Source organism: Pseudomonas sp. PA27(2017) (assembly GCF_001945445.1).
Lineage (GTDB): Bacteria > Pseudomonadota > Gammaproteobacteria > Pseudomonadales > Pseudomonadaceae > Aquipseudomonas.
In genome coordinates this window covers 1-12,517 of sequence record NZ_MSXW01000017.1, presented here as the reverse complement: position 1 = coordinate 12,517, position 12,517 = coordinate 1, and the positions used below count along the sequence as shown (strand labels likewise).

Below are 12,517 nucleotides of genomic sequence, written 5' to 3'. Positions count from 1 at the left end.
ATCAGCGCCTAGCCGCCGAGCGCATGTAGTACTGGATAATCAACAAGCATAAAAAACCTTCGGCTAGCACCAAACTTAACGCTGCACCCATTGCGCCGAATAGGCTGCCCAATATGATCGTTGAGCCGACACTGGTAGCAGCTGCAAGTAGAATACAGTAAAGCATGACTCTTCTTTCACCAAGGATGTTCAACCCCGCACTACCGAACATGAAATTGCCAACACCAAAAAAGGTTGCAAGGCTCATGATCGCCGCTAGTGAGATAATTGCGTGCAACTCTAGAATTCGAGTTCCTTGAGCAAAGTATGTCATGCCTAGTTGGATGATGAGATAAAGGCCACCCCATGCGAACGCTAGCGCCAGCAATTGCGGCCAAGTAAGCCTGAAGAGCGCAGATAGGGCGTCCAGATTAGCTGCACCGACGGCCCGCACGGCCAATACAGCACGAGGGAAGAATAGTTGATTTAGTGGCCTAATAACGGCCTGCATGGCTTTAGTTATCTTCTCTGCCAAGGAGTACGCCGCTAATTCCACGCCGGCCAAACCTACCAGGCCTAACAGCAGAACATTCGAGTCACGATAGAGAACCACACCTATATTGCCAAGAAATATTTCCTTCCCTGTCTTGATGCAAGCAAGCATCTCCTTACACGATATACTCATCAGTCTAAATTTTAGGCGGATGATCGCCCACGCAATTTGCGCAAGCGAACCCCCGATATAACTTAAACCTATGATCTGCGGCAGCAGCAAGGTATCTTCAGGGCCGACCACCAGCAGCAGAACAAGCATAACAGCGGCAAACCTTGAGAGAAGCGTACAAATTGCTGGAGCGGTATTATGCTGCAACCCTTGAAACATCCAAGTTGGTTGAAGAGCGTAGCTTAGGGGAACCAACATCCACCAGGCAGCCAACTCACCTAACTCAGGACGGTAACAAGCAATGGCAACTACAAGCACTGGCGCAGCGAGGAAAAATAGACACAATCGTGTATAAAGTACACGACTGAAAACCCGTGAAATCCTGCTGCGATCTCTTTCAACGCTTAAGCCGGCTACATCTGCTACGCCGTCAATCTCAAAACTATACAACACAATTGCAATTGCGAGGAACGATAGCGCCTCAGCAAAGACCAAGTCAGCATAACTTGCAGAACCCAGCATGCTCAAAGCATAAGGAAAGACGAGCAAAGGCAGCGATGCGTTGGAGCCTTGTATCGCGATCAGCGCTATCAGATTCTTTGAATGACCGCTCATTTTTCTATGTCGTTGCCACGTTTTTATACTCGTAGTTCAGCGATTGGTAGCTTGCTGAAGGCTCAACTCATACTTAACCCATCAACATCTCAACTAACTCACCCCGTCAAGATGATTGTACTTGGCCCTGTACCAGCAAGACTGGCCCGATACACTAACTCAGTTTATTACAAGTAAAAATTGGGTCAGTTCTATAACGCTAACATGCTGCAATCATGCAATGCTGCGTGTACCATGCCGTCCTATCGCGTGACTTCAACTAATACCTCCCTTAATACCTGGCAGACCATATCTATCTCCGCATCCTTCAGTGTAGGGTGAACCAGAAACATCATACTAGTGTCCCCCAACGCCTTGGCAACTGGCAAACGATTCGCAGGCCGAAATCCAGTACCGTCAAAAGCTTTCTCAAGGTACATCTCCGAGCACGAACCCTGAAAGCACGGCACGCCACGTTCTACTAGCCGACTCACAACGGCATCACGATCAAGGCCTGGCTTAAGATGTTCTGGGCGCACAAACATGTAGTGCTTGTATTTAGCATGATCAATATCAGGATAGAGCGGAGCCAACCGTATCGACGAGAAAGACGACGCCACAGCATCCAGACGCGCAGCTAATAACTGACGACGAGCCCTCCAAGCATCGAGATTGCGCAACTGAATGCGACCAAGAGCCGACTGCATTTCAGTAATACGCCAATTGGTCCCGAAACTCTCATGTAACCAGCGAAAGCCCGGCGGATGCTGGGTCTCATATACCGCTGCCCATGATTTCCCGTGGTCTTTGTAGGCCCAAGCCGCTTCCCACCAGGATTTGTCATTGGTAGTAAACATGCCTCCCTCGCCGCCAGTGGTCATGATCTTGTCTTGGCAGAAAGACCACGCACCGACATGACCGATAGTCCCGACATGGCGCCCTTTGTATCGTGCGCCGTGCGCCTGCGCGCAGTCTTCGATGACGTACAAGCCTCTGGCGTCAGCTAGCGCCATGATGGGATCCATATCACAAGGCTGTCCCGCTAGATGAACGCAAAGAATAGCCTTGGTCTCCGAGGTCAATACTGCTTCGATTGTTGCAGCAGTAATATTCTGTGTATCGGGGTCCACATCGGCAAAAACAGGCTTAGCACCTGCATTCACAATAGAACTTGCGGAGGCGAGAAAGCTGCGAGGCGTTACTACTACCTCATGGCCTGCCCCGATACCCAACACCCGTAACGCGAGATCAATCGCAAGCGTTCCGTTGGCCAGCGCTATCGCATGCGCACATCCCACATAAGCGGCAAACTCCCGCTCGAACTCGCGGCTTTCATTGCCCGTCCAGTAATTTACCTTTCCGGATTTCAGCACCTGGGCAACTGCGGCAATTTCTTCATCGGTATAGCTAGGCCATGGACTAAGGCTAGTATTTAACATCACAGTATTCCTAAATACCTTAAATAGAATCGCAACCATCACGCCACAACTTTGGCCTAACCGGCCGAGTGGCGCTACCCTTAGATACGATTATTATGGCTGCCCTGAAACTTATCCATAGTGGCTCTCCCCTGCTGTGAAATACCTTCACGTATCAGCACTTTGCGAGCCGTCCAATACAAGATCTTAAAATCCAGAAGAAGACTGTGGTTATCCACATACCAAACATCGTACTCGAATTTCTGCTCCCAACTGATGGCATTGCGACCGTTTACCTGGGCCCAGCCAGTTATTCCAGGCTTGACATCATGGCGCCGAGCCTGCTCAGGCGAATACAGAGGCAGATACTCCATTAATAACGGCCGAGGGCCTACAAGGCTCATATCACCCTTGAGGACGCTCCAAAGCCCAGGTAACTCATCGAGACTGGACGCGCGCAAAAATCGTCCAACCCGAGTCATTCGCTGATCGTCAGGCAACAATTCACCTGATGAGTCCCTACCATTTGTCATACTGCGGAATTTGAGCATAGTAAACGGCTTCCCCGCCAAACCAGGCCGGCACTGGGAAAACAGTACAGGAAAACCCAAATTTTTGGCGATTACTAACCAAAGAACAAGAATCATAGGCGATAACAACACCAAGACACAAAGGGATATGCAAATATCTAGAAGTCGTTTCATAGTTGAGCCTTCTCTATCCCCTCGCGGTACTTCAAGCTAGCGCGCCCGCCAGTCTCGTTTAAAAAAAACGCAACTAGTGCCGCAAAAAAACCCAAGGTTAAGCCTGCTAAGATACCAAGTAGAATCACAACAGGCTGTTTGGGCTTAATTGCCGCACTAGCATAAACTGCTTGCCTGTCAATACTCACCAATTGCAAAGCACTAAGATTCAGGTTCAGCCCCTTGAGCTCTGCAGCTTCCTGGCTCCACTTCGCATAGTTCTCGATGTATACGTCCTCATCGGCACGCTGCTTGAGCAGTTCAATTTCGCGATTTTGCTCCAGTAGTCGTAAATCAGCTTGAATCTCGGCAATACGCGGCTCGGTGAATTCGTCCGAACGGCGCTTTTGTAGCGCATTGCGTTCGGCCTCCAATGCTTCGGCGCCCATAAAATAAAGCGGGATCTGCTGATTATTGACTTCCGTGCGGATCACATTACCAGAGCCTGCCATCGGCGCACTGTCGGCAAGAGTGGATGGCGTGCTGGGCTTATCGATGCCCAGGTCCTTGGCGATCGTGATGGCTTCGTTCAACTGAGCGATGCGGTCGTCACGGCGAGTGCGCAGTTGCTTGCGCAACGAATTCAGCTCGTCCTGCAACTGGGCACGCTTGAGGGCGTTAGCCTCGGAAAGGGATGCAATTTTCGCCTGTTTGTTAGCTTGGTAGGCAGCGCGCTCTGAGGCCATGCGCTGCTCCAGCTTGGCGAGGCGGTTGCGGATGATCACCTCCACATCTTCAGCCAGGGCAGCACGTTCCTGCTGAATGACGTACTGAATCAGCCCATTGACAATGTCAGCACCTTTAACGCCCCACGGGTAGGTATAGGCAAGGCCCACATAGGAAAACCCCCCGTCAGTACGATTGGCCGCAGGCCGGAGAATCTCAAAATCGTCGATGATCTGGTTTAGCGCCTGCTCAGGCGTCTGGCCATCACTCATGGCGTCCGGCCCGAACAGTTCTTGGTTGGCGTTGAAGTACTCCAGGCGATACTCGTAGGAGCTGATACCTGCGCCAACTCGCTGCAGTGCTTCTTCGGGGGTCAGTTCGTACAAACCCGACGCATTGAGCTCATCGAGCACATTCATCGCCACCGGGCGCAGGATGCTCTGGGTACGGTAGTACTTGGTTGCCAACAATGCATAAACAACGGACAGCAGAGTGACAACGGCAGCGACGCCAATGATCAGCTTTTTGCGTTCCCACAATGCGCGAATTAGCTCGCCGAGGTCGATTTCGTCGTGCTGCGAACGGGCGGTTGGGACATGCGGCATGGGCTCAGTCATCCTGTTTCAAGGCGGGCGAGAGAAGTTCGAGGCACGGAAAAACGCGAGCTCTTTGGGGAGTTGCGCAGACGATGAATCCACGTCGATACGTCATACCGAGGGCAAGGATGCCGCTGCGAGCGATCGAAAAGGCAACGGCTGAAGCGGCTTGCGGCACAGAGGCCCAAAGCGTGAGAGTGCTAATAGACGAGGCAGTAAAGCCAGCCCTCTCAACATGAACCTGGTAGGCAAACACTCACTCGATAGGTAGCGTCTGGGGGCCGTTAGAGCCAAATTCAACATCCTTATAATCGGATCCAGCAATCTTTGCCTTCACTGCACTCCTGTAAAACCTGCAACGCAGTGCAAGCTGTGACATCGTGCCTTGAATGCCTACGAGCTGGTATCAATCGGATTGCATTTATGATACTTGGCCCAAAATGGATGGTTCTGGTACCCGATCAAGCACTCATTGTAACCATTCTTTATGAATTGATTACCATCAATGTGAGCGAGTAATCACTTTCTTCCGCAATGTGTTTTCACCTTGCAGAGAGAGCAGCAGCGTGAATCTGAATGTTCAAACCGCGTGCACTGTCGGCATCCAACAGGGCCCGAGCCAATAACGCCTTAGCCCCCTCCTCCCCATGCACCAATCGAATCTCCCCCGGCCACTGCTCCATCGCCGTGACAAAACCAACCAACCCCGCCTGATCCGCATGGGCCGAATACCCACCAATGCTATGCACACCGGCACGAATGTCATAGCGCTGCCCATCGAATTCCACGTAGCCGTTGCGCGGGCCGAAGCGCTGAATGACGTGGCCTGGCGTGCCCCTGGCCTGATAACCGACGAACAGCACGTCGTGTCGTGGATCGCCGAGCATTGCCTTGAGGTAGTTGACGATGCGCCCGCTGGAGCACATGCCGTTGCCGGCGATAACGATGGCGGGTCGGGCGCTGCTGACCAGGTGATTGAGAATTCTCTGGTGATCGGCGTGGCTGTCGACGGTGATCAGTTGGTCGAACGCCAGGGGCTTTCTGCCGGCCTGGACACGGGCTTGGGCTTCGTCGTTCCAGTGGTCTTTGAGTTCGCGGTAGGCCTGGGTGAAGCGGCTGGCCAGGGGGGAGTCGAGGATGATGGGCAGGCGGGGCCAGTTGATTTCGGCTTGGGCATTTGCTTTGGCTTCAAGATTTTCGCGGGCATGGCCCGCTCCCACAGGGGGCGCTGACGCGCGGGCTGGGGTGTCCAGCTTTTTGCTGTGGATGATGTCTTCCAGCTCGTAGAGCAGTTCCTGAGTGCGGCCGACGCTGAATGCGGGTATCAGCACGGTGCCGTTGTTGGCCAGGGCGTGTTCGATGACCTGTTCCAGCCGCTGGCGGCGGGTGCTGCGGTCTTCGTGGAGGCGGTCGCCGTAGGTGCTTTCCAGCACCAGAATGTCGGCACGCTCCGGTGGCACGCAGGGTTTCAGGATCGGTGCGCCCGGGGCGCCGAGGTCACCCGAGAATACGACGCGCGTGCTGGCTTCGCCGGGGTTGTACTGCACGTCGATTTCCACATAGGCAGAGCCCAGCATGTGGGCGGCGCGCTGCAGGCGCACCTTGGCCTCAAGCCCTTCATCGCTTTGCAGGGGGAACCAGTGTTCGTAGGGCAGCGCGATAATGCGCTCCTGCACCCGTTTGAGGTAACGCTCGACCTGCTTCTGGTCGCGGCTGAAGGTGAGCTTGAACGCATCCTCCAGGACGATGGGCAGCAGTTTGGCCGAAGGCTCACTGCACAGGATCGGCCCTTCGAAGCCGGCGGCCAGCAGATAGGGAATGCGCCCTACATGGTCGGCATGCACATGGGTGACGATCAGGGCGCGAATGCCATCCAGGGGGAACTCGATAAGTTGGTGATCAGCCCGCGCACCGAGTGGCGAGGCGTCGGCGCCCTGGAACAAGCCGCAGTCGACGAGGACACTGCTGTGCTGCGTGATATGCAGCTGGTGGCAGGAGCCGGTCACGCCGTTCTGGGCGCCGTGATGGGTGATACGGGGGTAATCCACCGGCTAGTCCTTCAACGCTTGGCGGCCAGATTTTGGAGAGGCGCAATGATGCGTTATGAGGCGGTTTGAAGAAAGCGCCGGAACACATGGTGCTTGCTGTTTTTGAGCGGGGGCTGGATAGGCGTGCGCTGGAAACCTGGGTATCGCTTCGCTCGACCCAGGCTACGGAGGCTCATGACGCAAAGCGGCTTACTGGCGAGTTGAAGGGACGCAAGTAAGCTGACCTAAACAAAGCGAATCGCGGGCATGGCCCGCTCCTACATCGGTGCGCAGGACGGCAGCCTGCGTTCGGCTGCTGCCCATTGACCTGTAAAACCTGCGAACAGTGTTTAGAGCTTGAAGGTACTGACCAGATTATTGAACGACACGGCCAGGCGCGACAGCTCCTGACTGGAGGCGCTGGTCTGGTTGGCGCCGGCGGCGGTCTGGGTGGACAGGTCCTGGATGTTGATCAGGTTGCGGTCCACTTCCCGCGCGACGTTGGCCTGCTCTTCGGAAGCGGTGGCGATCAGCATGTTGCGGTCGTTGATCTCGGCGATGTTCTGGGCGATGCGCTCGAGGGATTCGCCCGTGGCCTTGGCCAGCTCCTGGGTGCTGTTGGCCAGGGTGCGGCTGTTGCCCATGGCCTTGACCGCGTCGTCGGCGCGCGACTGCACGCTGGCGATCATCGCTTCGATTTCTCCAGTGGAGGCTTGGGTACGCGCCGCCAGGGCTCGCACCTCGTCGGCCACCACGGCGAACCCACGGCCCTGCTCCCCTGCCCGCGCCGCCTCGATGGCCGCGTTGAGCGCCAGCAGGTTGGTCTGCTCGGCGATGCCCCGGATGACGTCGAGCACCTTGGCGATATCCCGTACGCTACCGGCCAGCTCATCGACGATTACGGTCGACTGGCCGATTTCGTTATTTACGCTGGTGATGGCCTTGACCGCTTCGCGCGCCTGGTCACGACCGCTGGAGGCTTCCTTGCTGGTTTGTCGGGAGGCCTCGGAGGTCGAGGTGGCGTTGCGGGCCACTTCGTCGACCGCCGCACTCATTTCGGTAACGGCGGTGGCGGCAAGCTGGATCTCGTCGTTCTGGCGAGTCAGGCCACGGCTGCTCTCCTCCGTCACGGCGTTGAGCTCTTCTGCGGCTGAAGCCAACTGGTCCGCGGCGCTGGCGATCTGCTGGATGGTGCCCTTGAGGCCGTTCTGCATGGCGCCAAGGGCTGTCAGCAGCTGGCCAGCTTCGTCGCGATGGCCACTTTCGATTGCCTTGGTCAAGTCGCCGCCCGCGATTCGCTCGGCGTTGCGGACTGCCGATGCAATGGGCGTACTGATCGCCCGGCTGATGAACATGCCCAGGAGAACCGCAGCGATAAAGGCGACACCGATACCGATGTAAAGATTGAGCTTGGCAGCCGCCTCGCTCTCACGAGCATCCTGGGCGCCCTCGCCGATCTGCCGGTTATTGGATTCGACCATGATGCCCATCTCGTCGATGACCGTGCGGTAGGCCTCATGCAGCTCGCCGGACATCAACTGCTTGGCACCGGCCAGATCGCCGCGTTCGATGGCCGCCACTGCGCGATCAATAATGGCCTGATAAGCCGGCCAGTCCTTGTCCATGCGGTCGCCAGCGGCGCGTTCGTCGTCTGCCAGGGGCGTGGCACGGTACACGGCGTATGCACGCTCGCTGGTCTGACGGTTCTCCTTCATGGAAGCGAGGATGGCGCTTCGCTCGGCTGCATCGCCCCCAGCCGTGGCTGCGGCCAGCAAACGATACAGGTCGCGGCTTTGCGCAACCGCGTTGGAACGCGCCTCGGCAGTTTTGGCGACCGAAACGAGGTTATTGGAAAACACCGATTGCAAGCTCGAAGACAACGAGCCGATTCCCTGGCTGCCGAGGATCCCAACGATCAAGGTGATAGAGGCGCAAAGCGCGAATGCAAGATACAGCTTGGTTGATATCTTGGCGTCGTAGAACCAGTTCATATGCAGGCCTGCACGAAGGGATGGAGATGAGCTGCGGCACCGGTGATCGGCGGCATCACCACCTTATCGACAGTCCTGAAGCGGCCTGAAGGGGAATGTAAAACTTTATTTCAGCAAGATTGGCCAAGCGATACCGCTATTTGCACAATGCATGATTTGCAACGTCAGCAGGCCAAGAGAAGTAATGGAGATGGCAGAGGTGTCGAACTGACAGGCGCGTTCGAGGATCACTCGTCCTCTTCGTTCACCCGATCGCGCAACTCCTTGCCGGGCTTGAAGTGCGGGACGAACTTGCCGTCCAGGCGTACCGACTGCCCTGTCTTGGGGTTACGGCCCACACGCGGTGCGCGGTAGTGGAGAGAAAAGCTGCCGAAGCCACGGATCTCGATACGATCACCAGTCGCCAGCGCCTGGGACATCTGTTCCAGCATGGTCTTGATGGCCAGCTCGACATCTTTGTTTGAAAGCTGCCCTTGGTGGGTGACGATTCTTTCGATCAACTCCGACTTGGTCATACTTTTCCCTTCGTTTTCAAGCGGCTATGTCACTCGATGGAAAGGTTGTAGCACGCTGATCAGCTTTTGAACAGCCTAAAAAACCACCAGTTCTGAAAATGTGCTTGGCGTTGTGAATCGATTGTCGTCGTTTCCGGCATGTGAGCCTAAGTCTTTGACTGAACAGCATTGTTGGCGAAGCTGGCGATTGGTGCTCACGGTCTGCACGGCTGAGGCAGGAAAGGTGATCAAATGATCGCGAGCGCCGTCCAACGGAACCTATACATTCAGAGCTCAGAAGCTGCCAGCGCCTCAGGAGAAAATTTTGCTGATCCCCGCCAATCTGCTCGAGGCAGATACTCTTACTCGCCTGATCGAAGACTTCGTCACCCGGGATGGCACCGATAACGGCGACGAAACTCCGCTGGATACCCGCGTGACGCGTGTACGTCGCGCGCTGGATAAAGGCGACGCGGTGATCGTGTTCGACCCGGAGAGCCAACAGTGCCAGTTGGCGCTAAAGCGCGACGTGCCGAAGGAATGGCTGGAGGAGGATTGAGGCTAGGCGTGGCCTGATAAGTGGGAGCTGCGACCTACGGCGAATGGGCTGACGACGCTGGTTTTGCAGCAAGACTGCAACCGCTTTCGCGCCGGGTCGGCGTCCACGCGGGCGTTGGGTCGCTTGCGATCATTGTAGGAGCTGCGACCCGCAGCGAATGGTGTGTACGACGCTAGTTTTGCAGCAAGGCCGCAATCGCCTTCGCGCCGGGGTCGGCGCTTCTACGCGGGCGGTGGGTTGCTTGCAATCACGGTGGGAGCCGCGACCCGCGGCGAATCGTGTGCTCGACGCCGGTCTTGCATCAAGGCCACGATCGCTTTCGCGCCGGGTCGGCGCTCCCACGCGGGCGATAGGTTGCTCGCGATCATTGTGGGAGCTGCGACCCACGGCGAATCGTGTGTTCGACGCCGATCTTGCAGCAAGGCCGCAATCACTTCGCGCCGGGGTCGGCGCTCCTACGCGGACAGTGGGTTGCTTGCAATCACGGTGGGAGCCGCGACCCGCGGCGAATGGTGCTTGCAACGCCAGTTCCGCAGCGAGGCCGCAGTCGCCTCGCGCCGGGTCGGCGCTCCTACAGGGGCGGTGGGTTGCTCGCAATCCCGGTCCCGCGGCGAATGGTTTAGTCACCGCGTTACCCGCGCAATCCCCCTTCCCTTTCCCAGGCACAGCGCACGCGTAACGCGCCGTCCTGCGGGCTGTGCAGGCCGCTTTCCGACTCGGCTTCCCAGCGAAAGGTATGGGTACCGTTCAGTTCGGTTTCCAGGTGCACTACAGCACTGGCCCAATAGAGGCGCTTGAGCAGCGCCTCGAACTCGGCGACCCAAAGCTTCCACTCGTACTCGATGGTCTGGTAGCTGGCGCCGAAGTGAATGACCTGGGTCTGGTACAGGCCGATGCCAGGTTGCTGGCAGCATGAAAACATCTCGCGGCCCAGAAATGGCCAGGCGTCGCCGCACGGCAATGCATCGAGCACCTGTTTGTTGAGCAGGCGTCGCAGGCGACTCTCCGAGGGGCTGTCCGACGGCCAGTCACGAATGTTGCCGTAGACGATGGATTCCGATTCCACGGGGGCACTCCGCTAAAAACTGGCAGCCTTCTATCACAGCGCGCGATGCAGGGGAATGCTGCGCACAGAAGGGCCAGTCAGGACAGTGATGGGGGTCATTCAATCACGCGCATTCACGGGCTGCCCATGATCCGGGGTTTCGCTTCGCTCTACCCAGGCCACAGGGCATTCATACTGAAGGCCGACGCGGGCCCTTGCGCATGGTCCAGGCCAGCACCACCATCACCACCGCCATCCCGGTCAGCACCATGAAAGGCACCTGATAGGTCCCCGAGATATCGCGAGCCAGGCCACTGAGCACCGGGCTCAGGCACGCCACGCTGTAGCCCGAGCCGAGCATCATCGCCGTCCAGCGGCTGACCGCCAGCGGCGAGCCAGCCTCGTAGATGGGCAACAGCAGCGACAATGCAAAGGAGCCGCTCATGCCGAAGCCCAGGGTCAACGCCCAGAATTCCGGGATGAAGGTAGGCACGAAGGTGATCATCACCAGGCTGACCAGAGTCAGGCTGCCGCAGGCGACCATCAGCAGGTAACGGTTGAAGCGCTGCACCAGCATCGGCAGGACGAAAGAACTCGGCAAGCCCATCAGCATGGCCAGGCTGAACAGCGTATTGCTGTGCATCGCCGACAGGCCCGCCTCCTGGTAGCGCGCCACCGTCCAGGTCGCCACGGCGTAGAACAGGCCGGCCTGCAGGGCAAAATAGGCGCTGATCAACCATGCCCGCCCTTCGCGCCAGGGCAGGCCGGCGGACGCGTCTTCGCGGCTCAGCGGCTCGGCGCGCTGCTGGGGCAAAACGCACCAGATGAACACCGCCACCATGGCGGGCACTGACCAGATCGCCAGGCCGTAGCTCCAGTCATCGCCGAACAGCTGGGTGGCCGGCATGGTCAGCACTACGCCAATCGCGCCGCCGATGGCCATGCTCAGCGAGTACCAGGCCAGCACCTGCCCCATGCGCCCCACGAAATGACGCTTGATGAAGCCCGACAGCAAAGGCCCGGCAATGGCGATGGCAGCGCCGAGCAGCACTGCGCTGCCGACCAAGACCGTGCTGGAGTGGCCAACCACGCGCAGCGCCAGCGCCAGGGCGATCGCCCCCAGGCACAGATTGATGGTGCGCTCGAGACCGAAGCGCACGGCCAGGCGGGGTGCAAGGGGCGCCAGCAGGCCCATGCACAGCACCGGCAGTGCCGTGGTCAAGCTGATAAAGCCGCGGCTCAGGGACAGTTCCTGAGCGATACGTTCGATAAGCGGCGCCAGCGAGGTAATGCCGGGTCGCAAGTTCACCGCTGCGGCCACCAGGGCCAGCAGCAGTAAGGCGCGAGAGACGGGTTTCACACGAGTTCCTGATCATGCGGCCAGGTTTAGCCGAGCCGGCAACCCTACTCGTGCGCTTCGATTAGGGCAAGCGCGAGCCAGTGCTCGCACTGTGCAATGGCATGAGAAGCTGCTCACGATCACTCGCCGTAATTGCATCTGTAATGACTGCAACGGGCGGAAGCGGACGTAGGGTGGATGACGTTTTTTTCATCCACCATTGCGGTTTCGAAGCGGTGGACGGGTGAAGCGTCGTCCACCCTTGTATCTCGACTACAGCCTTTCAGTGAGGTTATGGTTCCCGACTGATCATCGGGGGGAGGAGCTGCAAGCCGTGTCCACCCTTAAGCCTTGAGCTTGCGACGTAGATTGCGCTGCGCCCCTCCACACTCATCCGCTAAG

The 12,517-nt window shown here is 57.6% G+C and carries 10 protein-coding genes; 1 reads left to right on the top strand and 9 read right to left on the bottom strand.

The features are described from left to right. Window position 1: 1 nt before the first annotated feature. The 7 genes from BVH06_RS09430 to ihfB all read right to left on the bottom strand — a co-directional run bounded on the left by BVH06_RS09430 (window position 2) and on the right by ihfB (window position 9,193). Window positions 2-1,258 carry an oligosaccharide flippase family protein gene (locus BVH06_RS09430; protein WP_075933894.1) on the bottom strand — a complete coding sequence of 419 codons (1,257 nt, stop codon included), beginning with the start codon at window positions 1,256-1,258 and terminating at the stop codon, window positions 2-4. A 242-nt stretch (window positions 1,259-1,500) separates the two neighbouring features. Further along, a complete protein-coding gene (locus BVH06_RS09425; RefSeq protein ID WP_075933893.1) occupies window positions 1,501-2,676 on the bottom strand; it encodes a DegT/DnrJ/EryC1/StrS aminotransferase family protein in 1,176 nt (391 codons plus the stop codon). A gap of 80 nt (window positions 2,677-2,756) precedes the next feature. Next, entirely contained in the window at window positions 2,757-3,359 is a 603-nt protein-coding gene (locus BVH06_RS09420; RefSeq protein WP_075933892.1) for a sugar transferase, read from the bottom strand. Next, window positions 3,356-4,669, bottom strand: coding sequence for a Wzz/FepE/Etk N-terminal domain-containing protein (locus tag BVH06_RS09415; RefSeq protein ID WP_075933891.1), 1,314 nt, complete (start codon window positions 4,667-4,669; stop codon window positions 3,356-3,358). The genes BVH06_RS09420 and BVH06_RS09415 overlap by 4 nt, the downstream gene beginning before the upstream one ends. A gap of 533 nt (window positions 4,670-5,202) precedes the next feature. Beyond that, a complete protein-coding gene (locus tag BVH06_RS09410) occupies window positions 5,203-6,708 on the bottom strand; it encodes an MBL fold metallo-hydrolase (protein ID WP_075933890.1) in 1,506 nt (501 codons plus the stop codon). Window positions 6,709-7,037: 329 nt separating this feature from the next. After that, entirely contained in the window at window positions 7,038-8,678 is a 1,641-nt protein-coding gene (locus BVH06_RS09405; RefSeq protein WP_075933889.1) for a methyl-accepting chemotaxis protein, read from the bottom strand. 227 nt (window positions 8,679-8,905) lie between these two features. Then, on the bottom strand, window positions 8,906-9,193 hold the full coding sequence (ihfB, locus tag BVH06_RS09400) for an integration host factor subunit beta (RefSeq protein ID WP_074884791.1): 288 nt from the start codon (window positions 9,191-9,193) through the stop codon (window positions 8,906-8,908). A gap of 304 nt (window positions 9,194-9,497) precedes the next feature. Here ihfB and BVH06_RS09395 point away from each other — a divergent pair, with 304 nt between their 5' ends. Continuing rightward, on the top strand, window positions 9,498-9,731 hold the full coding sequence (locus tag BVH06_RS09395) for a YheU family protein (RefSeq protein WP_075933888.1): 234 nt from the start codon (window positions 9,498-9,500) through the stop codon (window positions 9,729-9,731). A 631-nt stretch (window positions 9,732-10,362) separates the two neighbouring features. On the opposite strand, the gene BVH06_RS09390 is transcribed toward BVH06_RS09395, so the two are convergent. Both BVH06_RS09390 and BVH06_RS09385 read right to left on the bottom strand, forming a co-directional pair. Next, window positions 10,363-10,797 carry a hypothetical protein gene (locus BVH06_RS09390; RefSeq protein WP_075933887.1) on the bottom strand — a complete coding sequence of 145 codons (435 nt, stop codon included), beginning with the start codon at window positions 10,795-10,797 and terminating at the stop codon, window positions 10,363-10,365. Window positions 10,798-10,966: 169 nt separating this feature from the next. Further along, on the bottom strand, window positions 10,967-12,136 hold the full coding sequence (locus BVH06_RS09385) for a CynX/NimT family MFS transporter (RefSeq protein ID WP_075933886.1): 1,170 nt from the start codon (window positions 12,134-12,136) through the stop codon (window positions 10,967-10,969). Between the last annotated feature and the right edge of the window lie 381 nt (window positions 12,137-12,517).

What these genes read in the sequence shown, in the direction of transcription:
- BVH06_RS09430 (WP_075933894.1), bottom strand. Translation starts at nt 1,258, where the DNA reads ATGAGCGGTCATTCAAAGAATCTGATAGCGCTGATCGCGATACAAGGC.
- BVH06_RS09425 (WP_075933893.1), bottom strand. Translation starts at nt 2,676, where the DNA reads ATGTTAAATACTAGCCTTAGTCCATGGCCTAGCTATACCGATGAAGAA.
- BVH06_RS09420 (WP_075933892.1), bottom strand. Translation starts at nt 3,359, where the DNA reads ATGAAACGACTTCTAGATATTTGCATATCCCTTTGTGTCTTGGTGTTG.
- BVH06_RS09415 (WP_075933891.1), bottom strand. Translation starts at nt 4,669, where the DNA reads ATGCCGCATGTCCCAACCGCCCGTTCGCAGCACGACGAAATCGACCTC.
- BVH06_RS09405 (WP_075933889.1), bottom strand. Translation starts at nt 8,678, where the DNA reads ATGAACTGGTTCTACGACGCCAAGATATCAACCAAGCTGTATCTTGCA.
- ihfB (WP_074884791.1), bottom strand. Translation starts at nt 9,193, where the DNA reads ATGACCAAGTCGGAGTTGATCGAAAGAATCGTCACCCACCAAGGGCAG.